The 25,569-nt window shown below is 52.6% G+C and carries 17 protein-coding genes; 13 read left to right on the top strand and 4 right to left on the bottom strand.

Annotation, left to right across the window (positions count from 1 at the left end; translation table 11 throughout):
- Positions 1 to 2 precede the first annotated feature (2 nt).
- The 9 genes from ACFQ88_RS01745 (at position 3) to ACFQ88_RS01785 (ending at position 11,113) form a co-directional block, all read left to right on the top strand.
- Positions 3 to 1,526 carry a response regulator gene (locus tag ACFQ88_RS01745; RefSeq protein WP_379451426.1) on the top strand — a complete coding sequence of 508 codons (1,524 nt, stop codon included), beginning with the start codon at positions 3 to 5 and terminating at the stop codon, positions 1,524 to 1,526.
- Positions 1,527 to 1,622: 96 nt separating this feature from the next.
- On the top strand, positions 1,623 to 2,324 hold the full coding sequence (locus ACFQ88_RS01750; protein ID WP_239634673.1) for an ABC transporter ATP-binding protein: 702 nt from the start codon (positions 1,623 to 1,625) through the stop codon (positions 2,322 to 2,324).
- Entirely contained in the window at positions 2,308 to 3,351 is a 1,044-nt protein-coding gene (locus tag ACFQ88_RS01755; RefSeq protein WP_379451427.1) for an efflux RND transporter periplasmic adaptor subunit, read from the top strand. Before ACFQ88_RS01750 ends, ACFQ88_RS01755 begins: the two co-directional genes overlap by 17 nt.
- An 11-nt stretch (positions 3,352 to 3,362) precedes the next feature.
- Entirely contained in the window at positions 3,363 to 6,302 is a 2,940-nt protein-coding gene (locus ACFQ88_RS01760; RefSeq protein WP_379451428.1) for an ABC transporter permease, read from the top strand.
- Positions 6,303 to 6,304: 2 nt separating this feature from the next.
- Positions 6,305 to 7,222, top strand: a complete 918-nt coding sequence (locus tag ACFQ88_RS01765; protein ID WP_379451429.1) for an ATP-binding cassette domain-containing protein — start codon at positions 6,305 to 6,307, stop codon at positions 7,220 to 7,222.
- Positions 7,200 to 9,326, top strand: coding sequence for a hypothetical protein (locus ACFQ88_RS01770; protein WP_379451430.1), 2,127 nt, complete (start codon positions 7,200 to 7,202; stop codon positions 9,324 to 9,326). The genes ACFQ88_RS01765 and ACFQ88_RS01770 overlap by 23 nt, the downstream gene beginning before the upstream one ends.
- A gap of 98 nt (positions 9,327 to 9,424) precedes the next feature.
- Positions 9,425 to 9,913 carry a metallophosphoesterase family protein gene (locus ACFQ88_RS01775; protein WP_239635385.1) on the top strand — a complete coding sequence of 163 codons (489 nt, stop codon included), beginning with the start codon at positions 9,425 to 9,427 and terminating at the stop codon, positions 9,911 to 9,913.
- 31 nt (positions 9,914 to 9,944) lie between these two features.
- Positions 9,945 to 10,286: a bacillithiol system redox-active protein YtxJ gene (ytxJ, locus tag ACFQ88_RS01780; RefSeq protein WP_239634683.1), complete on the top strand. Its 342-nt coding sequence runs from the start codon at positions 9,945 to 9,947 to the stop codon at positions 10,284 to 10,286.
- A gap of 23 nt (positions 10,287 to 10,309) precedes the next feature.
- Positions 10,310 to 11,113 (top strand): alpha/beta hydrolase, encoded by an 804-nt coding sequence (locus ACFQ88_RS01785; RefSeq protein ID WP_379451431.1) that lies wholly within the window; start codon positions 10,310 to 10,312, stop codon positions 11,111 to 11,113.
- Here the strand turns inward: ACFQ88_RS01785 and ACFQ88_RS01790 are convergent.
- Complete coding sequence (locus ACFQ88_RS01790) at positions 11,110 to 16,260, bottom strand: AAA family ATPase (RefSeq protein WP_379451432.1); 5,151 nt, start codon at positions 16,258 to 16,260, stop codon at positions 11,110 to 11,112. The two genes, ACFQ88_RS01785 and ACFQ88_RS01790, sit on opposite strands and share 4 nt — an antisense overlap.
- 136 nt (positions 16,261 to 16,396) lie before the next feature.
- Complete coding sequence (locus ACFQ88_RS01795; RefSeq protein WP_239634689.1) at positions 16,397 to 16,840, bottom strand: MarR family winged helix-turn-helix transcriptional regulator; 444 nt, start codon at positions 16,838 to 16,840, stop codon at positions 16,397 to 16,399.
- Between the two features lie 197 nt (positions 16,841 to 17,037).
- Between ACFQ88_RS01795 and ACFQ88_RS01800 the strand changes: the two genes are divergently transcribed.
- From ACFQ88_RS01800 to ACFQ88_RS01810, 3 genes are all read left to right on the top strand, one after another.
- Positions 17,038 to 19,173 carry an S-layer homology domain-containing protein gene (locus ACFQ88_RS01800; protein ID WP_379451433.1) on the top strand — a complete coding sequence of 712 codons (2,136 nt, stop codon included), beginning with the start codon at positions 17,038 to 17,040 and terminating at the stop codon, positions 19,171 to 19,173.
- A gap of 164 nt (positions 19,174 to 19,337) precedes the next feature.
- Positions 19,338 to 20,246: a TIGR01777 family oxidoreductase gene (locus ACFQ88_RS01805; protein WP_239634694.1), complete on the top strand. Its 909-nt coding sequence runs from the start codon at positions 19,338 to 19,340 to the stop codon at positions 20,244 to 20,246.
- A gap of 34 nt (positions 20,247 to 20,280) precedes the next feature.
- A complete protein-coding gene (locus ACFQ88_RS01810; protein ID WP_379451434.1) occupies positions 20,281 to 20,595 on the top strand; it encodes a hypothetical protein in 315 nt (104 codons plus the stop codon).
- Between the two features lie 103 nt (positions 20,596 to 20,698).
- Here ACFQ88_RS01810 and ACFQ88_RS01815 read toward each other — a convergent pair whose 3' ends face one another.
- The gene (locus ACFQ88_RS01815; RefSeq protein ID WP_239634699.1) at positions 20,699 to 22,852 is read right to left on the bottom strand and encodes a DNA topoisomerase III; all 2,154 of its coding nucleotides are present in this window, start codon (positions 22,850 to 22,852) and stop codon (positions 20,699 to 20,701) included.
- A gap of 104 nt (positions 22,853 to 22,956) precedes the next feature.
- On the opposite strand from ACFQ88_RS01815, the gene ACFQ88_RS01820 reads away from it, so the two are divergent.
- Positions 22,957 to 24,528 carry a diguanylate cyclase gene (locus ACFQ88_RS01820; RefSeq protein WP_379451435.1) on the top strand — a complete coding sequence of 524 codons (1,572 nt, stop codon included), beginning with the start codon at positions 22,957 to 22,959 and terminating at the stop codon, positions 24,526 to 24,528.
- A gap of 94 nt (positions 24,529 to 24,622) precedes the next feature.
- On the opposite strand, the gene ACFQ88_RS01825 is transcribed toward ACFQ88_RS01820, so the two are convergent.
- The gene (locus tag ACFQ88_RS01825; RefSeq protein ID WP_379451436.1) at positions 24,623 to 25,459 is read right to left on the bottom strand and encodes an AraC family transcriptional regulator; all 837 of its coding nucleotides are present in this window, start codon (positions 25,457 to 25,459) and stop codon (positions 24,623 to 24,625) included.
- Positions 25,460 to 25,569: the final 110 nt, after the last annotated feature.

The following is a 25,569-nucleotide window of genomic DNA, read 5'->3' on the forward strand; positions in this document are numbered from 1 at the left end:
CTATGATGAAAGTGCTCATAGTGGATGACGAGCCGATCATCCGCAAAGTCCTTAAGTCGATGATCCGTTGGGAGGAGCACGGTCTGCAGTGGGGCGGTGAGGCCGTCGACGGAGAAGAGGCTTGGGAAGCCGTGCAGCAAGGCGGTATTGATCTTGTCGTGACGGACATATTGATGCCCCGGATGGACGGACTGGAGCTGGTCAAACGTTTGAAGCAGACGGGGGCCGATGTTGCGGTTGTCGTGCTGAGCTGCCTCGACGATTTCACCTATGTGAAGGAAGCGATGAAGCATGGTGCGCATGATTATATTTTGAAGCCGACCATGGAGCCGGAGCAGCTTGTACACATTTTGACCGAAGCGAGAGACGGCCTGCTGCTGCAGCGCAAGGAGCGGGAGCAGAGCGAGCAGCTGAAGCGCCAGCTGATGCTGTCCAAGCAAGCGCAATGGGGCCAGCGGCTGCAAAAAGCATGGGTGACCGGAATGCCGGACGAGGAGCTGGAGGCTGCCTGGTTCCGCGATGGCGGGGAAGTCGCCAGCTATTTGATTCATTTTGCTCCAGGCTCGCAAATGCCGCTGCTCGGGTGGCAGTGGCCGGATGCGCTTGCCTATATTTCCTTGTCGGACCAGCGTCTCCTATTAATTTATGAGGGGCCGTCCCGATCGGAAGAAATCCGCCGGTTTTTATTGCACGAGTGCAATATACCGGAAGCAAGCTTTTTCATTACCGATATCGCGGCAATACGCGGCGTCGAACAGGTAAAGCAGACTCTCGGACAGCATGAAGCTCTCCGGAGCCGCTACTTTTATTCGGACATCGACGGAACTATGATGGAGCCGGAGCCTTTCTCCCCGCCTGCCGAGAGCGGTGATACGCTGCCTCTGGAAGAGAGGCAAAATCTGCTGAAAGCTATCGCAGGCCGCAACGAGGAGGCGATTCACCATTGGGCGCGGCATATTTGCCTCCGCCTGTATCGTGAGAAGCCGCCGGTAGATCAAGTGTACAGCTTTCTCCACGAGCTGCTGGGGCTTGCAGCGGCATTTGCCAGACAGCAGACGGAGACTGCTGTGGACACCTTCGAGCGCAAATATGTCTCGCTCGCTGCCGTTCAGAGCCGTCTGCGGATGCAGGAGCTGACGGAATGGTTCGACGAAGCCTGCCGCGAGCTCGCGGCGATGCTGCAATCCCGCTCGGAGGCCGCTACCCGCAATCCGTTCGTACGCAAGGCTATCGAATATATGAGGAATCATTACCGGATGCCTATCAGCACGTCGGATATTGCCGAGCATGTCAAGCTGAGCCGCAGCTACTTAAGCGACCTGTACGGTAAAGAGACGGGAGAGTCGCTGATCGAAGCGCTGACACGCATTCGCATTGAGGAGGCGAAGCGCCTGCTTGCCGGCCGGGAACGGAAAGTGTATGAGGTTGCCGAGGCGGTCGGCTTTATCGATGCCAAGACGTTCGCCAAAACGTTCAAGAAAATGGTCGGCTGTACTCCGACGGAATACGAGGAACAGAACAAATAGACACTATTATCTAACAGATTGGTGTCTATTTTTATGTCAAGGTAACGATTACATTTAATATAGATAACGCTTTCATTGAAGGGGAGTAGAGAAGCAATGAATGTTCCTATGAAAAGGGATGAACCGATTATCGAGGCGGTAAGCGTTAAGCGCACATTCGGTAAAGGAACGGGCGCCGTTCACGCGCTCCGCGGAGCGAACCTCAGCATTCCTCACGGAAGGCTGGTAGCTCTCAGAGGAAGATCCGGCTCCGGCAAGACAACGCTGCTGAATATGCTGGGCGCGTTGGATCGCCCTACCGAGGGAGCCGTTTACTTCATGGGACAGGACGTGACGGTCATGTCCGACAAGAAGCGCAACGAGCTTCGCCGAACCAGGCTGGGGCTTATCTTCCAGTCGTTCGCGCTTGTGCCGTATATGTCGGCCTACGAGAATGTGGAATTCGGTCTGCGTATTGCGGGAGTATCCTCCTCGAATTACCGGGAATATTCGGAGCAAGCATTGGATTTCGTTGGCCTTAAGCCAAGGATGAAGCACCGGCCCTATGAAATGTCCGGTGGGGAGCAGCAGCGCGTTGCTATCGCCAGGGCGATCGCGCACCGTCCGAAGCTGCTGCTGGCCGACGAGCCGACGGCGGAGCTCGACAGCCGCATGGGCTTGCAGGTCATGAAGGTGTTCAAAGACCTGGTCCAGCAAGAAGGGATGACGATTATTTTAACAACACACGATCCGGCGATTATGGAAATTGTCGATCAAGTGTATGCATTGGAGGATGGACACATTGTGGAAGAAAGTTAGCAAACGCCGTAGCACGTTAGCCATCGCAGCGCTGACAGCATCCGTTCTGGCCGTATTGCCCGGCTGCAGCCTGCTGCCCAAGGAGGAGCAAGCGCTGCAGCCGCCTCTCGTGAAGCCGGTGAAGGAAAATTTCGAGCTGTATGAGGTCAAGAAAGGGACGATTACCAAGCAGGTCAGCGGGGTCGGAACGTTCGCTTCGGACCGATTGCAGTATTTGTCTTACAACGAATCGGGCGGCCGATTTTCGTCCATGAACGTCAGTATGGGCTCCAAGGTGGCCAAAGGCGATGTGGTGGCTCAACTGGATAAAGGTGAGGTCGAGGGCAAAATCCGTCAGCAGGAAATCGTGCTGGAGAAAGCGAAGCTGGCGCTCGAGCAAGCCAAGGAAGATCAGCGCGGCGACGCCATTGCCATCAGGATGAAGGTGCTGGACGTACAGAAGGAGCAAATAGCGCTGGACATGCTTCGTCAGCAGCTGGAACGTACGAAGCTTGTGTCCAATGTGGACGGTATCGTTACGTTTATGGATCCGATCAAGCAGGGCGATGCCGTTACGGCATACAAAACGCTGCTCACCATTTCCGATCCAAAGTCGATCAAGCTTGTGTATGAGACGGCCAATTCGAATGACTTGACCGGAATTCAGGTGGGCATGGCCGCCGATTTGAAAATTAAAAATACAGCCTTGAAAGGGAAGGTCGTGCAAATACCGGCTACGGCGCCGCAATCCGATGTTAAGGCAATTCAGGATAAGAACGCCAAATCCATTGTCATCGTGCCTGACGAGCTGCCGGACACCGTGACGATCGGAACCAACGCGGATATTACGATCGTAACCGAGAAGCGCGACAATGTGCTGCTTATTCCTAAAGTGGGGCTGCGTTCGTACATGGGACGCGATTACGTGCAGGTGCTCGAAGGCGAAAGCCGGAAGGAAGTGGACGTAGAGAAAGGCATCGTATCGGCCACGGAAGTGGAAATCCGCAAAGGGCTCAAAGAAGGACAAAAGGTGATTTTAAACAATTGAGGTGACGCTTCGTGGCAATACTTGTGATGATCATGAGGAAAATGATCAAAAACAAATGGCTAGAACTCAGCCTGCTGCTTGGCTTGATCATCTCGGTCGGGCTTGTCAGCAGCATGCCTATATATACGAATGCCATTCTGCAAAGGCTGCTGGTGAAAGATCTGGAGCTTCTGCAGGACAATACTCAGCAATATCCCGGCATTTTTTGGACGTCGACCTTCATTACGGGGGAAATCCAGCCGGACGCCGCCAAGCAAGCAATCATGGCGACGGATGAGTACATGGTGAAGACGGCGCAGCCCGGATTCCACTTGCCGATCAAATCCTATGTCATCGAGCGGGCTACCGATAAATATAATCTGGTCCCTGCAGACGGCGACAAGGTGGACGGCACGGTCAAGCGCTTGTCCGATATTACGTCCTTGAGCGGTCTCGAGGATCACGTTCGACTGATTGACGGCAAGTTTCCTTCCGCCGAGCCGGTGAACGGAGTCGTTGAAGTGGCGGTCGTCGACCAGGCGCTTACGAATCTGAAGATGGTCGTCGGACAGGAGTATGTTATCGAGGATGAGACGGTGAAACTGCCGTTCAAATTTAAAATCGTCGGCGTCATCGACCGCAAATCGTATGACGACGTGTATTGGTACAATGCTTTATCCAGCTATAACGCGAGTTTGTTGGCAGCGTTTCCATGGTTTGAGAAAACCGTCACGCAGGAGCAGCAGCTCATGCTTCGCTCCAGTATATGGTACAGCACTGTAGACTACACTCAGATGAAGCTGGATTCCATATCCCATTTCCTCCGGACGTATCAGCAGACGGAGAACTTTCTTAGTGAGAAGTTCCCAAGCTACTCTATGAAAGCGCCGGCGATGCAGACGATCAGCGGCTATTTCGTCAAGGAAGAGAAGCTGCGCACGATGCTCTGGTCGTTGAACGTGCCGGTCATGATCATGCTCGCTTACTATTTGTTCATGGTATCAAATCTGATTACCGAGCGCCAGAAAACGGAGATCGCCGTGCTGCGAAGCCGCGGGGCGAGCCGGCTGCAGATTATTCTCGGCTATGTAGTGGAAGGGCTGCTGCTGGGAGGCATAGCCATCATCCTTGGTCCGTTCTTCGGATTATCGCTGACGAAAATGCTGGGAGCGTCTAACGGGTTCCTCGAATTTGTGCAGCGTGCGGCACTTGATGTCCGTCTGAACAACGATGCTTATCAATACGGCCTGATGGCGGTGCTATGCTCGCTGGTCATGACCCTGCTGCCGGTGCTGCTTGCTACAAGAACGAGCATTGTCGGACATAAGCAGCAAATGGCCCGTCAAACGAAGCTGTCGTTTTGGCACAAATATTTTCTCGATGTGGCGCTTCTCGGCGTATCGCTGTACGGGCTGCTTCAGTTCCGCCGCCGTATGTCCGACATGCAGGCGCTGGGGCTTGAGGCAAGCGATTTGCAGATGGATCCGCTATTGTTCCTCGTACCGGCCTTATTCATATTAGGCGTCAGCTTTATGCTGCTGCGTATTTATCCATGGATCATCAGACTATTGTACCAAGCGGGCAGACGCTGGTGGTCGCCGTCACTGTACTCGACATTGCTTCAAGTTGGCCGTTCGACGACGCAGTATCAGGCGATCATGGTCTTTTTGAGCGTCACTCTGGCAACGGGTCTGTTCAGCGCCAGCGCGGCGAGAACCATTAATAAGAATGCCGATGAGAAAATTATGTACTCCAACGGCGCCGACATTTCGATGCAGATTCAATGGGAGGACGATGCCCCTCCGCCGGGGATGGAGTCGGAAGCTGCCGGCGAAGAAGGCTCGGATGAGGAAGGTGCCGCGCCTGCCGCTAACGCTCCGATCGTGCCGGTTGTGAAGAAAAAGATCCAGTATTCGGAGCCGCCGTTCCTGCCGATGACACAGCTGCCGGGAGTCGAGCAAGCGGCCAAGGTGTTTACGAAGAACGATGCTTCGTTTACCGTCGGCAAAGAGCGCGGAACCGCAACGTTAATGGGGATCGATACTGATGAATTCGGAAGAACGGCCTGGCTGCGCAATGGGCTCTTGGATCACCATTTCAACGAATATTTGAATTTGCTCGCATCCAACCCTCAAGCGGTGCTCATTTCGAGAACGCTGGCGGATCAGTTTAACTTGAAGGTGGGCGATCCGTTCTATGTCGGCTGGAACGGAGTAGAGAATACGATGTTCAACATCTTCGGCATCGTCGACTATTGGCCGTCCTGGAACCCGAACCCCAGCTTCTCGGCCAAAAGCTCTGCTCCGGCAGCGACCGGCAGCAATGCCAAGGGCAAGAAGGTGCTTGCGCCGATGCTGATCGTTGGACATCTGTCCTATATTCAAAACAATATGGCGCTGGAGCCATACGATGTGTGGCTGAAGCTGAAGCCCGGCGCTTCGAGCCAAGAGCTGTATACCGCACTGGAAGAGAAGAACACTCCGGTTACGAAGCTGAAGGATGCGAAGCAGGAGCTGATCCGCTCGAAGAATGATCCGTTCCTTCTGGCGATCAACGGGGTTATGACCTTGGGCTTCATTATTTCTATCGTAATCAGCTTTTGCGGATTTTTGCTGTACTGGATCTTGTCGCTTTCCAGCAGAGTGCTTCAGCTCGGTATATTGCGGGCGATGGGGATATCGTTCCGTCAGCTCATCTTCATGCTCATAGGAGAGCAGCTGCTTACGTCCGGCGCCGCCATTGCGATCGGCCTGCTTACGGGAAGCTTGACGAGCCGTCTGTTCGTTCCGATGTTCCAGCTGTCCCTGCAGTCGACCAGTCAAGTGCCGCCGTTCCAAGTCACGTTCGATCCGCGGGATCAGTTCCAGCTGTATATTATTGTCAGCATCATGCTGGTATTGGGCTTGTTCATTCTCGGAACGATGCTCTCGAGAATTAAAATTCATCAGGCTGTGAAGCTCGGGGAGGACTGAACATGATTCATTGCGACAACCTTGTGAAAATTTATAAAGTCGCTGATCTGGAAGTTGTTGCTCTTCAAGGACTGGACCTTCACGTTGATCCCGGAGAGCTGATGGCGATCATCGGCAACAGCGGCAGCGGCAAATCGACCCTGCTCAATATGCTCGGGGGGCTTGACCGCCCCTCTGCAGGCCAGCTGCTTGTAGACGGCAAGGATCTTCTGAAATTTACCGAGAAAGATCTCGTGAAGTACAAACGCGAAACCGTCGGCTTCGTTTGGCAAAATAACGCGCGGAACCTGATTCCGTATTTGACCGCGCTGGAGAATGTAGAGCTTCCGATCCTGCTGCAGGGCAAAAGGAGACGCGAAAGAGCGCTTGAGCTGCTCGATGCGGTAGGCTTGAGCCATCGCGTGAAAAACCGGCTGCATCAGCTCTCCGGAGGCGAGCAGCAGAGGGTTGCTATCGCCATCGCATTGGCGAACAATCCGAAGATGCTGCTTGCGGATGAGCCTACCGGTTCTGTCGATACCAAGATGGCGAATCAAATATTGGATTTGTTCCGCGACCTGAACCGGCGGATGGGGCTGACCGTCGTTATCGTTACCCATGATCCGCTTCTGGCCAAGAAGGTGGATCGTGTCGTTGCGATACGCGACGGCAAAACGTCATCGGAAATTATTCGGCGCAAATCGTACGCCGACGAGCTTGCGGAGCTTGAACAAGGCGCGCAAGCGGAAGAGGAAGATTCTCACGTGGAGTATGCCGTACTGGATAAATCCGGCCGCTTGCAAATTCCAGCCGATATGCTGCAAACCATAGGCGTTCAATCATCGAATAAGGTTAGGGTCCAAGTGGAGGACGGAAAGATCGTACTGCTGCCTCCGGAGGAGAAAGGGGAAAAGAAACATGAGGTTGTCCTTAAAGGCTAGAATCATCTTACTAATGGCTGTGGCCATGACAACGGCTTGGGCGGCTCCAAGCCGAGCCGTCTTGGCTGACGGCGAAATCTACCAGCGGGATGAGCTGGAGTCGTCCTCCCGGCTTGCATCCGTCACTATCGCCAACCGGAGCTACATCGATCTGAAGAGCGCAACAGTCATGCCCGGCGATAACGGGAATATGCTGTATTTCACTCTAACCGTAACGAACGGAACCGGCGGCACGCTGTCCTTCCTCGATTACTGGGTTAAGGTTTACAATAAATCGGGTGCGGAGTTCAAGCCCGAGCTGATTCCGCAAGACAAGCTGAAGAAAGAAATTCCAGCCGGCCAGCAAGTCGACTACACCTTTTATGCTCCTGTGAATGATGCGACCGTACTCCAGGATCTGTGGTTTCAAATCACCCGCTGGGATTACACCAGCGCCGAGCTCGAGAAGCCGATAGGCAACATTCAATTCCCGCAGGAGGCTGCCGACGTCTGGGCGCCGGAAACTAATCTCAAGACGGTGCAAATGGGCGGAGTGCCCGTTCAATTGGAAATTACGAGATGGACGGCGCAGGCAAACGACAACTACATCTCGCCCAAGCTGACGCTAAAGATGACGAACAAAGGGTATGCGAGCATCAAGCTGCCGGGCTATCAATACGCCCTGCGCGCTGCTAACGGCGCCATGTATCCGTTGGAAATCGCTGTGAACGGCGATAAGCAAACGCTGCAGCCCGAAGTTCCGGTCGAGCTGCAGCTGAAGGCGGTGAAGCTGCCTGCAACGGCCGGTGCGGACGGCTGGGACCTGGTGCTTACCCAAACGTTGACCATTTCGAACGAATTGAAGCTGAATGCGCCGGTCACAGCGTTAAAGGTCATCGCTGAGCAGCAGGATGCAGCGCTCGTTGGCGCTACAGTGGACTACGCCAACGAGAATGGCGTGTACGAGCTGAAAGTAGATAAGCTGGATCGGATGCCTTGGGAGGACCAGGACGTCCTCAGCACGAATTTATCGATCTCTCATAAGGAGGCCGATGCACTGCCTTTTCCGAACATCCAAGCCTATTACGAGCTTGACGGCGGCGTAAGAGTCGACGCCAAGCTTATCAAAACCGACCAATCCGTCGGTGTCCCGTCGGGTACCGACGTTCATTTCCAGCTGATCGGGAAAATCCCGTATACGTATTCTTTTGCATCGACCAAGCTGTTCCTTGTAGAGAAGGTCAGCGAGAACGCAACGGAGGAGATGGCCCAGTTCACGCTGCCGCCGTTTGAAATCAATATGCCTGTCATCCCGTACGGCAAGACGCAATCGATCTCCGGAATAGGCCGTAACACGCAATTTGCTCCGCGTTGGATCAATATGTTTACAGACGGCAAGAGCAACCTGCTCGAGGTGCAGCTGGAAACGTCCAATCTGGAGAAGCGCTCCAGTACGATTCCTAAGCTGACGGCTTACTTCAAGACAGCCGATCAATCGCTATATCCGACCAAAATCCGGGAAGTGAAGCAGAAGCTGAATCCGCAAGGAAAAGCCCTGATTTCCTTCACAGGCAAGCTTCCCAAAGGGGTGGACACGGAGGGGCTGAGACTGGTTATCGGCGAATCCATTACGGACCAGCATTTGAGCGTGGGGGATGAGAAAGCCGATGCTTACATTAACGCTGTCGAGATGGAGCTGCCGAGAGAAATCGACGGCCCGAATCCGACGGTGAAGCAGGTGAACTTTTATCCTTATACCATATCATTGAGCAATATCAGCACTTGGCTGGACAGCAAAGAGCTGCGGGTAAATTTCCTGTACAACCTGGAAAAAGACAGCAATTATGAAACGAACAACGAAGGCAGCAAGCTCGTTATTCAGTTCCAGGACATCAGCGGCAATATGACCTATGAGCAGAAGTTTTTCCTGGAAACGGCGTCGGATAAAGACGACCTGCGTCTGGAGCTTGGCGAGCATAGCTACAAAATGACCGTCAAGGATACCGATCTGCTTGGCAAGATCCAATCGCTGAAGCAATACCGAATTAACATCTATCACGAATTCCAAGGCATGAGAAAACAGCTGGCGACCCAAACGATGGATTGGTTTGGCGTTACCGAGTAAATGGAGATGAAAAGCACCCTGAGCCGGTGCTTTTTTCTTTATTGTTTTTTATGGTAAAATGGAGGAATGAGCGGTATACGAGAGAGGAGGGGAATCCTATTCGGATTGGCGTAGTCTCCGATACACACATGTTCGGCCGTGCCAAAAAGCTTCCGGATGCATTGCTGGAAGGGCTGCAAGGGGTGGACATGATCCTTCACGCAGGCGATTGGGTGGACGAAGCGGTTGTCGGCTTATTCGAGCAGATAGCTCCTACCGACGGAGTCGCCGGCAACAATGACGGGACCGACATTATCGAACGCTTCGGGAGCCATAAAGTGCTGAACCTAGCCGGGTTCCGGATAGGACTGGTCCATGGAGACGGCGGCCGCAAGTCGACGCTGGAAAAGGCTATCGATGTTTTTCGCGATTTGAACGTCGATGTTATTGTGTTTGGTCATTCCCATATTCCGTATCAAGGAATGCATAACGGCGTTCTGCTGTTGAATCCGGGTTCTCCTACCGATAAACGCCGCCAGCCCCGCTATTCATATGGCATTATGGAGTTGGGTTCTACCGTAGAAGCCGCAATATATTACTACGATTAACGATAAAGCACTTTATGTGGAGGGATTACTAATGGCACAATGGAAAGAAATTACAACACAGGATCAATGGAACGAGCAATTTGAAGGGTCTGCGAATAAATCCAAAGTGATTTTAAAGCACAGCACGGCATGTCCGGTAAGCTTTAACGCTTTGAAGGAGTATGAGGCTTATTTGCAAAACGAATCGGCTGCCGACGTCGATTATTTATTGGTGAAAGTGATCGAATCGCGGCCTGTATCCAATCAAATTGCGGAAGATACAGGAGTCAAGCACGCATCGCCGCAAATTTTGTACATCAAAAACAAAGAGACGATCTGGAATACGTCCCACTGGGCTATTACCGAGGAGCACATAACGGCGGTTCTTAACTAAGAAGGCGGTAGGAGGAACTCTATATGAGCGTTCGGCCGCATCCATTTTTTTCCGGGGCTTTATATGCCCGCAAATCGTGCTTCGTTTATGTCCCGGAAGGCTATGATCAGGGAGAAGAGCGGTATCCGGTCATTTATTTGCTTCACGGGATGTATCAGAGCGAATCCAATTGGCTGCTTAAAGGAAACGCCGAGCAGACGCTGGATCGCATGATGGATGAAGGGACGCTTCGCAAATGTATCGTCGTTATGCCCAATGACGGGGGATATGGAACGGGTACGTTTTATGTGAACTGGTATGACGGAACCGGCAATTTCGAGGATTACATGCTGTATGATCTGGTTGGCGAGATCGACAAGGCGTTTCGGACGATTCCGGATCGAGAACACCGTGCTGTTTGCGGCTTATCGATGGGAGGCTTCGGAGCGTTCTCGCTAGCGCTGCGGAATCCGGAGGTGTTCGGTGCAGCGGTGAGCCTGTCCGGCGCGCTGACTTCAACGGAGCTGATAGGGCCTCAATATGCACGTTCGGATATCAGCCGCATGATAGGCCCGCTGAATGGACCGTATGCGCAAAGCCTCGATTTGCAAAAGCTTGCGGAGCACAGGCTGCACGATGCCCATCCTCCCGCACTATATTTCCACTGCGGAACCGAGGATTACCTGTATTCGATGAATGAGGCATTCCATGCGCATTTGAATCGAATCGGCTATACCCACCGATATGAGACCTATAGCGGAGAGCATAATTGGGATTACTGGACGGGGCATCTGGCCAGATCGCTCTCGTTCATGGATTCCTTCTTTGCGGCACCAAAAAACCCTTAAGACATCGTCTTAAGGGTTTTTGAATGGGAAGGAGGGAGAGGGGCTGCGTTCTGCTTCAGTAAGGAGACGGTAAACGTCGTTCCCTCCCCCTCAACAGAGCTGCACTCTATAGAGCCGTTGTAATGCTGCAGGTAGGTGTGAACAATATTCAAGCCCAAGCCGGAATTGGTCGTGTCCGATTTGGTGGAGAAGCCTTTGTCGAAGATTTTCAGCCGGTTAGCTTCCGGAATGAAGGAGCCGGTATTGAATACGATCAGCTTGTACTGGTCGTCGTCCTCTTCAATCGTAAGCCGCAAGGTTCTCAGCGGGTCATCGTCCGGAATCGCTTCGATAGCGTTCTTGAGCAGGTTGTGCACGATACTCGAGAAATAGCTGATCGGCAGCGTTATCCCTTCGAACGTACAATCGAGCTTGCCTGTAACCTGGAGCTCGATTTTATTCGAGATACAGGGTAGGCTGATGTTGTTCAGCACGACGCCGAGTACAGGGAATTTGACCGAGTTGACTACCGACTGCTGGACGATTTCCTTACACCAGACCGAGATGTATTCTTTGGCCATATCGTATTTGTTCATCATCAGCAGGGCGTGCACCGTCTGAACATTATTGATCAGCTCGTGCTGCGCTTTACGAATATTGAGCATGGTAGCCTCGGATGATTGAACCCAGCGTTCCTTCTCGTCCAGCTGCAGCTGAATGTTTTTCTCCCGTTCCTCCAGCAGCTGAAGCTTATAATCCTTGTATTCGAGATTCGTATACAGCTTCGCATTTTCGATGGTGCTTGCTATTTCCGAGGTCAACAGCTTCAGCGTATCCAGGCGCTGCTCTTGGAAGACGTGCGTCGCAAGATTGTTTTCCAGATACAACGCTCCGATCATTTTGCCCAGCTTGATAATAGGCAGGACCAGGACCGATTTCGGCAGCTGCGTCCGGATGTATACGTCCTTCGGAAACATATCCGAGCTTGCCGCGTCGTGAAGCAGCAAGGGCTCTTCCTTGCGGACGGCGTATTGGATGGCCGAGATGGCGGCATGGCCGTAATCTTCCATAGGAATGGCATGCTGAGCCTTGAACGGCTGGTCCGGCAGCTTCTCCACTTCCACATACAGCCGGTGATCCCTTACGAGGACGAGCAATCCTTTTTCCGCGCCGGCATTTTCCATTACGATATGCATGAAGCTTTCCAGCAGTTTATGGAATACGGCTTCATTCGACAGCGCCTGCGATGCTTTCATAAAGGTAGATACATCAATCACGGATTGGGCGGACGGCGTTCTGCTGATCAGATAAGGATGCTTATCCTCCAACTGGGCGACTTTGCGCTGCGCTCCCCATTTGGTATACAGCTGTTTGGCTTCCATCCAATACGAGCGGGCAATTTTCATCTTGCCGGTTTGCATATAAAATTTGGCGGTGCATTCGTTGGCCATCGCTTCGATATGAACGAAATGCTGCTTGCCGGCGTGCAGGATCGCCTGCTCATACTGTTCAGCCGCCAGGCTGCTGTTACCGGCAATCCGGTTCATTTCCGCCTCTATGAGCAGCTGCTGATGCAAGAACGTCTCAGGGGCATGGGCGCTCCATTTTTTTAACACCTTCAAGTTCTTTCGGAGCTTCCTCCAGTACACGCTCTGCTCCGCCTTGCTTGCATCGGGATAGAGGGCGCAAAGGACGAGAGAGCTCGTAAAATGATACATTTGCACATGAATCAGACCGAACACCGAATGGATGCTTTCTTCCATTTGCTCGAGCAATTGTTTGGCTTCCTGGATCCGGTCGAGCATATAGAACGTTTGGAGCTGAAGCGCATAATACGTATGAACGACCGCTTTATTCGAAAAGCTGCCGAGCTGCAGCCGCTCGTCCTCGTTCATAAACGGCTCGAGGAGCGCGTCCTGGTTCATTTGGCTCTGAGGAGCCGGTTCGTCCTTCATAAACAGCATGAACCGCTGCAGGACAAGCAGGATATAAATCGTATCTTTGTCCTGGGACCGGTCAACGAACGAATGATACAGCTCCGTCTCGGTATATACCTCTCCCAGATGGTCGCCCTTATACAGCCGAAGGAAAAAGCTGAACGTAATGGAGTACCCTCCGTACACGAAATCCCCCGATTCGACGCCGAACTGATACGCCTTTTTCAAATAGAGCACATTGGATTCGATGTGCTGCGTCACGTTGTTCGTAAAGGCGCCGAAGCCGAAGTACACCTTGCATTTGATAGGCAAATGGTCGAAGCTGTCGCACAGCAGCAAGCCTGCTTTGCCGAATTTGGCGCCGCCCTTCACATCGCCGAATAGAGAGCTGATGATAACACCGTAGGTAGAGTAGGCCAGCGACGAGCCCTCGGAGTTCCCGTATCTGAGCGAGAAGTTAAACAGCTTCATCATCAGAAACACGTATAAATCCGAGTTCAAGAAATACGACGGCGCGATCAGATTGATCATCAGCCTGACCACCGCTTTATGATCGGGATCGATCATTTTGGGCAGATCGAACAAATCCTCCGGCTGCTTGGCGATCATGTTCCATTTGGTCTTGGCCAGCTCAAGCAGGATGGAGGAGCGGCTAATGGTCGACTGAAGCGGGATGCCGAACAGGCGCAGCCCTTCGAGGCCCATCTCCAGAGCTTGCTCATGCAGCCCGAGATTCGTATAGAGTACCATCATCAGGTTGTAGGCGTCGGCTTTTTCCATTCTTGTGCTGGCATGGCTCAAAATGAGCTGGAACGAACGTTTCGCCTCTTCGAAATGACCGCACAAATATTCCAGCTCGGCAAGCTCCAAATAGATCGAGAACGTCAGATCATATTGATGGTTCCAGCTATTCGTATCCAGTAATTGGACACTATGGGTGACATACTTCAAGGCGGTCTCATAAGCGGTATTCGCTTTGGCCTTCCGGCTCGCGCGAACGTTGAACTCCGCAAGACGTTCCCGGTCCCTGGTTGTCGTCAACAGCTCCTTCCCCTGGTTAAACTGATTGGCTACATCGAACAGATGCTCTTCCAGCTCTTCGGGGGAGAGAGTAGTGTACAGCAGCTTGCCGACATGGTAATGGAGCTCCTTCTTCTGGAGCTTGGGCACCATGGAATAGACGGCTTGATGCACCCGGTCGTGCAGGAAGCTATACTTGCCCGCCGACCCTTTGGCCTCATCGGCTTTGACGGGCATCAGCAAGCCTTCCTTTACCGCCTGCTGTAATGCGGCGTCGACGGCCGAAGCTTCCTGTGAGGCAGCCAGCGCAAGCAGGTCGGTATTGAATATGTGGCCGATACAGGCGGCCTGCATTAACAGCTGCTGTACTTGATCCGGCAGCCGGCGAATTTTGTTAATCATGAAATCGACGACGTTGTCGGTAATGTGGAGCTCCTGGATTTTGCCGAGATCCCACTGCCACATGCCGATTTCATAGTTGAACTGCACCAGCTGGTGGTCGTACAGCGAGCGGAGGAACTGCTTCGTAAAAAACGGGTTCCCTTTCGTTTTCTCGATGATGATGTCTGCGAGCTCGTTAACCTGGTCGTCGGACACTTTGCGCAGCGTATCGTGCAGCAGGTGCCTCACATCGAGGATGTCCAGCGGCTCCAGCTCGATGTTCACCAGCTGGATATGATGCATGCGATCCAGCTTGTCGATCAGCCAGCGCAGCGGATGAGCCTCCGTCACATCGTTGCTGCGATAGGTGCCGATAAATAAGCAGCAATTGGTGCTGGGCTGTGAAGACAAGTCCTGCAGCAGTTGAAGGGAGGCTGGGTCCGCCCACTGCAAATCGTCGATAAAGACGATGAGAGGGTTCTCTTTCGTCGCAAACACGGAGATGAACTGCTGTACCGTAATCAGAAAACGATTATGCATCTCGGCCGGAGGGAGCTTCGATAGAAGCGGCTGCGGGCCGATCACCTTTTCCATTTCCGGAATTACATCGATCAAGATGTGTCCGTTCGGGCCGACGGCATCCAATATTTTTCGTTTCCATATTTGAAAAGGCTCATCGCTTAGCGACAGCAAATATTGAATTAATTGCAAGCCTGCTTGAGCAATCGCCTGAAAAGGAGTATCGCGTTTGAACTGCTCGAACTTGCCGGAAATAAACAGTCCCTCTTCCTTGAGAATGGACTTTTGGAATTCCTGAATCAGGTACGACTTGCCGACTCCGGACAAGCCGGATACGAACACCATCTCGTTGCTTCCGAGCAGTGCGCGGTGATAAGCGTTGCGCAGGTCCTGCAGCTCCTGCTCCCGTCCGTACAGCGAATCGGAAATTTTGAAAATATCTGCCGCCTGACCGACTTCAATAGGTGACTGGTCAAGCTTTCCTTCCTGAAGCAGTATCGTCAGGCACGCCTCGAGATCGCTTTTCAAGGCGAACGCGCTTTGATACCGGTGCTCTGGGTGCTTGGCGAGACATTTCATCACGATATCCGATACGGGCTTCGGAATGGAAGGAATGGCTTTATGAGGCGCGACGGGCTGTTTCGCCATATGGTGATGGATCCATTCCGTGGTATCGTTTGCAGAAAAGGGCCGTTCTCCTGTGAGCATTTCATAGAAAACGACGCCGAGAGAATACACGTCGGTTCTATAGTCGATATTCCGGTCCATGCGTCCGAATTGCTCGGGTGCCATAAACGGCAAGCGGATGCCTCTCAGCTCGGCCGTAGGCTTGAGACCGGCCGCTGAATCGAGAGAATATGCTGCATTCAGATCGGTCAACTGTACTTTATGGTAGGCAGGCTGGACGATAAAGGCGTTCGACGATACATTCAAATGAACGTATTTGAGCTGATGCAGCTTGCGGATGATTTCAGTCATCGAAACGGACAAAAACAAAAAGAGCTTCAATTCCATCGGACCCGAAGCTGTAAGCTGAGAAAGCGGTTGTCCTTCCGAGTGCTCCATTACCAGCATCATCGTACTATGATAAGAATCAAGCCGGAGCGGCTGGAGCAGCTCCTCCAGTCGGATGCGCTTTCCGTTCTCGTATTCGTTTGTAATCCATTCGATCTCATGCTGCGACGGATACTCATCAGTAAGCATCTTGATCCAATACTTCTGACCCGTGGAAAGGTTGAGGCCGCGGTAGATAGTGAACGGCTCGTGATCGTACCATTTTTGCATTTGAATATTGTTTATGGTCAATAACAAGCGGGTATCCTCCGATTACTTCCAATTAATTATATTTTACCGATTACGCGAAAAGGTAGCAACAGGAAAATGTAAAAAAGGACACTATTCGACCCGTTTCGCACGTAATGCAGTAACCGTTTCAAAAGGAGAATCGTTAGTTCCGCATGTTTTTGCACAATTGTCCTGTCAGCCGCTCCATATACCCGATCAAATCTGCTTTTTCCTGCTCCGTGAACTGGTTGAACGAATCGTTCAGGGCTTCCATCCAAAGAGCTTCCTTGCTTCGGATCATTTGTTTGCCTTCATCGGTCAAGGCGACATTCTTTACCCTGGCATCCGGTTGGCTGCTCTCGCGATAGACAAGCGTTGCTTTTTCCAGCCGGTCGATCATTTGCGACATGGTACTCGGTCTTACGTCGAGATGAACGGCAAGCTGGCCGATCGTGCGTGTGCCATGCCGGTCAAGATGCTTCAGCAGCATCCATTGGACGCGCGTGAGGGCATCCGGCTGCTGATCGAACACCTTGGACCGCAAATGGCGATTTATCGTTTGCATATGGGAAATGAACTGCTCCAGCGATTCATTGTTTTTATTCATAGACTACCCTCCGTTTAGTCCTATTATATAGGTAGGCGAAATAATATGACAACTGCGTTTGCCCTGCCCGGCAGTCGAATGAGCGGTCATAATGTTAACTTTACCACAAAATGAACGAAACCGATTGATAGCTTGAAAAATCCTGTAATATAATGTCGATGCATTGACTACATAAACACATAAGGATGGATGAAGGGATGCAGCCAAGACTAAGAAAAGCGTTGGTTTCCGCAATTGCATGCTGTATTACGATCGGTTCAGGCTGGTCGGGGGCGCTGGGCGCCGAAGCGTCTAAGGCGGCTTTTGCCGATGCGGAAGGCCATTGGGCCAAGGAATACGTCGATTATTTATCGGCGAAAGGCATTGTCGACGGGGTGGAGAAGGACGGGAAACGATGGATCTTGCCCGACCAGACCATTACGAGAGCGGAGTATATGAAAATTCTGGTCGGTGCGCTCAAGAAAGACGGTGCAGCCGGTCAAACGGCTTCATTCCAAGATGTAGGCGCAAGCCATTGGGCTTACAAGTATGTGGAAACGGCTAAAAAAGAAGGATGGGTCGACGGCTACGAGGACGGCAATTTCAGGCCGGATTCCCCTATTAGCCGTGCCGAGCTTGCAACTATGCTGGTTCGTGCCTACAAGCTTCAGGAGAAGCAGGGAGAGACCTTGTCCTTCGCCGATGTAGCGTCGGATTATTGGGCGTACCCTACTATTAAGACAGCGGCTTCCCTGAAGCTGGTGGAAGGCGTTCAGGAGCAAGGGAAGACTTGGTTCAAGCCGGCGGCTTCGGCTACACGCGCCGAATCGATGACGGTTATTGCCAGATATATGAAAAGTCAGGAAGGGTCGGCTGAAGCTCCCAAAGAGGAAGCCGGCAAGACTGACCCTGTAGTGACGCCTGAACCGCCGGCTGCCGGCGCTGGATCCGGCTCGGGCGGCGGAAGCGGGAGACGCGGCGACAGCGGCGTAACGATCAGCTTGAGCGGAGCCGATCTTATTGCTTCCGTGGGCAAAGGCAGCCCGATAGCGGGTACGGACGGTCAAGGCAACAAAGTCGAATTGACCGGTTTGAATCTGACCGGCTTCACGGGGAATGCTGCCGATATCTCCGTTACGGCCGAGCCGCAGGAAACTACGTTCCGCACCGCGGGGATCGTCGTGCCGGGGATTACAGGCCCGGTTCTCGAGTTTACAACGAACGGCAAGACGTTCTCCAGCGCTACATTGAGTGTAAATGTAGATTCCAGCGTGAACAAAGCGAATCTGGTTGCAGCGTATTTTAATGAAACGACGCATTCCTTCGAGTTCCTGCAAACCTCCTACGACAATGCTACCGGATCGATCAGCTTCACGACGAATCATAACAGCAAATATGTGTTGATCGACAAGCTGGCTTGGGAGCAAGCGTGGAAAAACAGCCTTTCCGTCTCCGAGGGCGTGTACAAGCCCTATGTTGACTATGCCTTCATTATCGACAGCTCGGGAAGCATGACGTGGAACGATCCCGACGATTTGCGGAAGAAGGCGGTAACGGATCTTGTATACAGCCTCAATTATAACCCTTCGTCTCCACTCCGTACGGAGACCGTAACGGTATTGGGCAGCGTATATACGAATACCGTTCATTCCGAGTCGGACCGCGCGGCTATCATCGATTTTGACAATGCCGCCCGGGTTTTCGCCACCTTCTCGGCGGACGGGGCTACGGTTGCCAGAGCTGTATATAACATCGACAGCTCCGGCGGAACCAATATTTTCTCGGGCTTGAAGCTTGCATTCGAGCAGTTCGCCAGCAACGGCGATCCGAATCACCGTTATGTTGCCGTGGTTCTGACGGACGGTCAGGATTCCGATCAGATGGAGAAAGACTGGAACATGATACAAACGGCGTACGGAAGCGGAGTGACGCTTGTCACGATGGGCTTAAGCAGGGAAGTCGACCAGGCGTATTTGCAAAAAATGGCGTACTTGGGCGGCGGCCAATACTTCCAGGTTCTGACGGCCGAAGAGCTGGAAAACTCGTTCCGTACCGTTGTGGAAACAACCCGCCACAATGAGCCCGTAGATACGGACAACGACGGTCTCGATGATTATTACGAAGTAACAGGTATGCTCCTTGCCAACGGGATGCTGGTCAAAACAAGCATCGATCCGGTGACTGGAAGAGATACGGATGGAGACGGATTTACGGACGGGGAAGAAATGGGACAGCCTGAAGAGGTGCTGATCACGGCGGAGATGGTTCCTCAAGGCAGTGATCTTGTAGGCAAATCCGTGAAGATGTTCAAGCACATGAAGAGCCTCCCGACAGACCCGAACGATAAACCTTAAGGAAATCCATCATTAAAGGGTATTAGATGGACTGACGAAATGTAACGACAAAAGGCACAAGCCGAAGCGATTCGGTTTGTGCTTTTTTTTTTTGCTTATGGGCGGGTTTGGTATATAATGATGGTAACTTATTCAAATTTATTGGTGAAGGTGAGTAATCCTACATGAAGATTGCCATTGCAGGCGGTTCCGGGTTTATCGGACAGCATTTGATTCGATATTTTTTGGAACGGAAAATATCCCTGATCCTCATATCGCGTCAGCGTCGTGCGTCCAATCATGCGTTAATCCGCAATGTAACCTGGTCGGACCTGAAATCCGACGTTAAGGTGATGGAGGGAACCGACGTTATCGTGAATTTGGCCGGGGAGACCATTAACCAGCGATGGACGAATGCAGCGAAAGAACGGATTCTGCAGTCGAGACTCGAATCCGTAGCACAAATAGCCGATATCGTATCACGAATGGAGAAGAAGCCCGAAGTCGTTGTGAACGCATCCGGCATTTCCATCTACGGAACATCGGAAACCGAATCGTTCGTAGAGCACAGCGAGCCGCGTGTCATGGACTTCCTGTCCGGAGTGGTTCAACAGTGGGAGGAAGCAATGAAGCAGATTCGGGGTACCCGTCTCGTGAAGCTGCGGCTCGGTCTCGTTCTGGGGAACGACGGAGGCGCATTCCCGCGGATGCTGCTGCCGTATAAGCTGGGCGTAGGAGGAAGAATAGGCAGCGGCAAGCAGGTGATGTCCTGGATCCATATTCATGATCTATGCCGTTTGATCGAGTTCTGTATACAGAACGACGATATCATAGAGCAAGTGAACGCGACGGCTCCGCATCCGGTGACTAACGACGAGTTCGGCCGGACATTAGGCAAAGTGCTGCATAGACCGCATTTGTTTCCGGTGCCGGGGTTTGTCATGAAGCTGCTGTTCGGAGAACTGTCGACACTGATATTGGAAGGGCAAAAAGTATTCCCTTATTTGGCGACCGAATACGAGTTCCATTATCAATTTCCATATATCGATATGGCGTTGCAAGATCTTGTAGGCAAAAAAAAGGCGTTGAAATGAGCGCAGGCTTGGCTTGTAGGAAGAGGTGGATTGCATGATAGCGTACGGCTCCGTAGATATTCGAGAGCTGAGATTTATGAATATGCGCTCGACCATCGATTTGCGCGACGAGCAATGGATCGATGTGGAGGTCCGGTTTGATCTGCCGGATCGGGGCGAATTGCCCGAAGATATTAGTGACTTGAGCGCGCTGCTTATCTGTACGTACTCCGGCGATATCGTCCAGATCGTTCCTCAGGACGAAGGACGTGATTGCGAGTATCAATTCACGGAAGCGGAGAAAAACCAGCTGCGCGATTACTACGAGCTACAAGCGAAGCAGAAGCTGCTGAGCGCTGCGGGAATTTAGCTCAGGATGATAGCGCGGTGGAGTGCAGGGCTTGATTTATCTTGTTTTGCCTTGCCGCAAAGGCGCCTATAGAAAAGGAAAAAGAAGATTGGGCATGGGAGCCTCAATCTTCTTTTTGTTTATTGAGCGCAGCTTTGAGAGCATCCCCAAGGCTGGACCCGATATTCACATTATCGCTGAATTGTTGAATCATTTGCTTGCTGTTCCGTTTGGCGGCTTTCCCGCCCGCGCGCGATTCGTCATTCAGCATCTCGATCACGTTGCAGGATCGGCATTGCGCGTATTTCCCGGCTTTGCCGGTATGGATTTCCATCTTTTTATGGCATTGCGCACATCTCTTATTGGAGAGCATCGGCTCGCCCGCCCGTTTGTACCCGCATTCCCGGTCGATGCAGACGAGCATTTTCCCTCGCTTGCCCTTGATTTCCTGAAGTGCTTTGCCGCATTCCGGACATTTGGAATGAGTGAGGTTATGAGGCTTGTACTCGGTCGTGCTGTTCTTAACCTCGCGAACCATCGATGTCGCCTGCTCGCGTATCCCTTGAAGGAAAGTCTTCATATTGCCGTTTCCTTTGGCAATTCTCTCCAGCTCCTGTTCCCAGCGGGCCGTCAATTCCGGCGAACGGAGCGTTGGAGCCACAAGCTCAATAAGCTGGGCGCCTTTGCCGGTAGGCTGGAGCGTGTTCATCTTGCGCTCGATCGTATCCGTCTGAAGCAGCTTCTCGATGATGTCGGCGCGGGTGGCCGGCGTACCGAGGTTATTCTTTTCCATTACCGATAACAAGGCGGCTTCCGTATATCGGGCGGGAGGCTGAGTCTGGCGCTTTTCCAAGCTGCACTGGGCTTCACGAAGCGTTTCGCCGAGCTTCAGCGCCGGCAGCGATTGCCGCTGCGAATCGAGCTCATTGTCCTCATCCTGATCGTTATCGGAGGACGTTGATGCCGTGTCCTGACCGTAGAGAGCTTTCCAGCCGGCATCCTTCGTAACCCTGCCTTTGGCATAAAAACGCTCTCCGCCCAGCTCTACTGTCACAGAAGTCTCGTCATAGCGGAATACGGGATAAAACAATGCGATGAAGCGGCGCACGATCAAATCGTACAGTTTGCGCTCATCCGCACTCAGCGTATGAAGAAGAGGCGCTTGCTCCGTCGGGATGATGGCATGGTGATCGGACACTTTGCTGTCATCGACAATCCGCTTGGTAACCGGCAGCGGCTTGCGGAGCAGCGGCTTGACGAGCGGTGCATACGGCTGCACCGTAAGACTTTCTAGACGCGCCGGCAGGGTCGATACCATGTCCGAAGTCAGGTAACGCGAATCCGTCCGCGGATAAGTAACCAGCTTATGCTGCTCATACAGCTTCTGCAGCACGTTCGACGTCTGCTTGGCAGAGAAGCCGTACTTCTTGTTGGCGTCCCGCTGCAGCTCCGTCAAATCATAGGCCAGCGGCTGCGGCTCGGTCTTCTCGGATACTTTCAATTCCGCTACGACAGCCTTGCTCTTCTGAAGACGCTGCACCATGGCGTCTGCCGCTTCTTTATCGTACCAGCGTCCGTCCGGTTGCTGCTTGCTGCGCCACCACGCCTGGAAGCCCGGAAGCTGGGCCTTCAGCAGCCAGTAATCTTTGGACTGGAAGCTTCGAATTTCCTTCTCTCGATTCATCAGCATCGCCAGCGTAGGCGTTTGTACGCGCCCTGCAGCCAGCTGTGCATTATATTTGCACGTCAGCGCCCGCGTCAAATTGAGTCCGATCAGCCAATCCGCTTCTGCGCGGCAAACGGCGGATTGGAACAACGCATCGTAATTGCGTCCCGGCTTCAGGCTGGCGAAGCCGTCGCGGATCGCTTTATCGGTTTGGGACGAAATCCACAAGCGCACAAACGGCTTGCGCCAGCGAATGAGCTCCATAATCCACCGGGCTACGAGCTCGCCCTCGCGTCCGGCATCCGTGGCGATAATGAGCTGCTCCAGATCGCTGCGCTGAGCCAGCTGTTGAATTGCCCGGAATTGAGGCGTCGTTTCCTTGATGACCTTCAGCTTCATCCGCTCGGGGAGAAGAGGGAGATCTTCGAGATTCCACGCTTTATATTTGGCGTCGTAATCCTCGGGCTCGGCTAACGTGACCAGATGGCCCAGCGCCCAGGTAACTACGTGCTTGGGACCTTCCATGTAATGCTTTTGCTTTTGGTTGCAGCCTAGGACCCGCGCTATTTCTTTAGCAACGCTCGGCTTTTCGGCAAGTACAAGTGATTTCATAACGGGATTAGGGACTCCTTTGTCAAATATTGTTGAAATGTATCTAATACTTTCCTAAAAAATCGGTGATACGATGAAATGAAAGTTGCTGAGAGGTGAGCCGTATGACCAAAGATTTGATTGTCAATTTGGCATTATTAACCGCATTTATTTTTTTGTCAAGCAGACTGCTTAAACCGGCGGCACCGCTTGGCCTGAACGACAAGGCGTACCGATGGAAGGTAGGAGCGCTGCATGGCCTATTCGGCATCGTGCTCATGTATTTCAGCGTCCACATTGACAACGTAACCATATTGGATTTGAGGCAAATCATTATTTTGGCGGCGGCGCAATTCGGCGGCATTCACGCTTCCCTGCTGTCAGGCATCATTATCGGGTTAGGCCGAATCACGTTGTTCGGCGGGATGAACAAGTCGTCCCTCACCGCTGCGGCAACGGCCTTGATCGTCGGAGCGGGCAGCGGAATGATTGCCCATTACATACAACATTACTGGAAAAGATGGATGATGTCCATTTTCATGAGTGCTTTGGTCATATCGGGAAGCCTATTCTGGCTGTTCGACATGAATCCGGCCAGCCATATTATCGTGTCCTTCACGACGTTAATAACGCTCGGCGGACTCTTTGTCGCCGGGTTGATCCGACATTTGCACAATGCCGACGAGCTGGTCGTTCAGCTGGAGCGAAGCGAAGCAAGGTACCGGCGGCTCGCGTCTTTGCATGAAGCGATTTTTCATGCCCCTTCGGATTTGGCATTCCTTGTTACGGATGAACGCGGGAAGGTCACGATGTTCAACAGCGGAGCGGAGAAGATGCTGGGCTATCGGGCACAGGAGACGGTGGACAAGCTGACTGTCGTGCTGCTTGCGCAGGATCGGGAGATCGCGCTGGTGCCCGAAGACGAAGCCGGGTATGGGGAACGGCCGAAGTATAGGAGTATCGTTCATGCTGATCCATTGATGGAGGCGGAGATACAAGGGGAAGCAGCGGAGAAGGAATGGACGTTCACGAAGCAGGGCGGCCAGTCGATCGATGTGAGCGTGATGATCAGCCAGGTCAGAGAAAATGGCAGCAGCATGAACAGCTACTTATTCGTTATCGCGGATGTGACCCAGAAAAAGCTCGCAGAAGCGAAGCTGATGGAGGCCAACCGGATGCTGTGCCAATTGTCAAGATTGGACGGACTGACGCAAATTCCGAATCGTCGCTCCCTGGACGAATCGCTGAGGGAGTGCTGGGATCATGCCGTTAGCCATTCGCAGGCGTTATCCTTCATTTTGCTGGATATCGATTATTTCAAACGATACAACGACACGTACAGTCATTTGGGAGGAGACCAATGCCTAAAGCAGGTGGCTGCGGCCATTGCAGCGTCCGTCCGGCAGGAGAACGATTATCCGGCCCGGTATGGAGGCGAAGAATTCGCGGTTATCCTGCCTGCGACCAAGCTGGAGCAAGCGATGCAGGCTGCAGAGAACATCAGGGAGGCTGTCGCAGCCTTGCGCATTCAGCATATCGGCTCCAAGGCGGGGCAGCATCTCACGGTCAGCCTGGGAGTGGCCTCGATCATTCCGTACCCGGGAGCGGAGCCGCAGGATATCGTGTCGATGGCGGACAAAGCGCTGTACCGCGCAAAGCAAGAAGGAAGGAACCGTGCGTGCCGCTATCATCCTTAAGTTATCCATAAGTCATTCGGAACGCGTGGAGATGTACCGCCACCTTAGCTTTATCCTGCTTCGTTTCGGCAGCAGGGAGTGTGCCAGGTCATGATCATTTCCAATACAGCTCCCGGTACTCCGTCGGCGTCATGCCTTCTTGTTCAAGAAACCTTTTGTTAAAATAGCTTGTGCTGGGATAGCCGGCATCCAGAGCGATCTGCCGAATCGGCAGGTCGCTTTTTTCCAATAGCCACTGCTTGCTGATCTGCAGCCTGCATAACGTGACGAACGTCATGGGGGTCATTTGCGTAACCTTCTTAAACAGCTTGCAAAAGTAATAAGTGCTGATCCCGGCCTGCTGGGCCCAATAATCAAGCTCGAACGGCTTGCATGCCTCCTGCTGGAGCAGAGGGAGTAGCTGAACAATCCGGTCGGTCGTCTCCATGCTTTTATTCGAAGTAAGCGGAGCGGCTTGATTGACGAACTCGGCGATAACGGAATAAGTCAAAGTGGACAGCCTGGTGAGCTGGAAAAAGGTGTTTTCCTCCGCTTCCAGCAGCAGATCGTGCAATGCCTGCTCCAGAGGCTTCCATTGGCGGAGGGTCCATAGATGAGAGCGGTGCAGGCCGCTTTCCAACAAATAATCCTTCACCTTGGAGCCGTAAAAATGAACCCAGCGGACGTCCCACGGATCATCCGGGCAGGAATAGTACGATTGCTCCTGCAGGGGGAAATACAAGAAGGCGTCGCCCGTCTGCAATGTATATACCTCGTTGTCCGTCTCCAAATAGCCTTTGCCTCCGACAATCAGATGGATGCTGAAATTATTCAAGGCTCCTTCCTGGCGGGAAACCGTGTGTCCGGGCTCGTCTATGTACCAGCCGACGGATTCGGGCAGGCAAAAGTATGCATGCTCCGTCAAGGTGGGGAGCAGCCGTTGTCTTCTCATTATTTTCAGCTCCAGTGATGACAATATTGTTATATCGATGTGCAAAAAGCTACTATTTTCATTTTAATTATAGTTCAATATAATAGCAATAAAGTACTACATATTCTTTC

Origin of the sequence: Paenibacillus sp. NPDC056579, from assembly GCF_042793215.1 — a bacterium.
Taxonomy (GTDB): Bacteria; Bacillota; Bacilli; order Paenibacillales; family NBRC-103111; genus Paenibacillus_S.

Excerpts from the sequence above, each read along its gene's own strand:
- ACFQ88_RS01745 (WP_379451426.1), top strand. The coding sequence starts at position 3 with ATGATGAAAGTGCTCATAGTGGATGACGAGCCGATCATCCGCAAAGTC.
- ytxJ (WP_239634683.1), top strand. The coding sequence starts at position 9,945 with ATGGCACAATGGAAAGAAATTACAACACAGGATCAATGGAACGAGCAA.
- ACFQ88_RS01800 (WP_379451433.1), top strand. The coding sequence starts at position 17,038 with ATGCAGCCAAGACTAAGAAAAGCGTTGGTTTCCGCAATTGCATGCTGT.
- ACFQ88_RS01750 (WP_239634673.1), top strand. The coding sequence starts at position 1,623 with ATGAATGTTCCTATGAAAAGGGATGAACCGATTATCGAGGCGGTAAGC.
- ACFQ88_RS01785 (WP_379451431.1), top strand. The coding sequence starts at position 10,310 with ATGAGCGTTCGGCCGCATCCATTTTTTTCCGGGGCTTTATATGCCCGC.
- ACFQ88_RS01805 (WP_239634694.1), top strand. The coding sequence starts at position 19,338 with ATGAAGATTGCCATTGCAGGCGGTTCCGGGTTTATCGGACAGCATTTG.
- ACFQ88_RS01770 (WP_379451430.1), top strand. The coding sequence starts at position 7,200 with ATGAGGTTGTCCTTAAAGGCTAGAATCATCTTACTAATGGCTGTGGCC.
- ACFQ88_RS01795 (WP_239634689.1), bottom strand. The coding sequence starts at position 16,840 with ATGAATAAAAACAATGAATCGCTGGAGCAGTTCATTTCCCATATGCAA.
- ACFQ88_RS01815 (WP_239634699.1), bottom strand. The coding sequence starts at position 22,852 with ATGAAATCACTTGTACTTGCCGAAAAGCCGAGCGTTGCTAAAGAAATA.
- ACFQ88_RS01810 (WP_379451434.1), top strand. The coding sequence starts at position 20,281 with ATGATAGCGTACGGCTCCGTAGATATTCGAGAGCTGAGATTTATGAAT.
- ACFQ88_RS01820 (WP_379451435.1), top strand. The coding sequence starts at position 22,957 with ATGACCAAAGATTTGATTGTCAATTTGGCATTATTAACCGCATTTATT.
- ACFQ88_RS01825 (WP_379451436.1), bottom strand. The coding sequence starts at position 25,459 with ATGAGAAGACAACGGCTGCTCCCCACCTTGACGGAGCATGCATACTTT.
- ACFQ88_RS01765 (WP_379451429.1), top strand. The coding sequence starts at position 6,305 with ATGATTCATTGCGACAACCTTGTGAAAATTTATAAAGTCGCTGATCTG.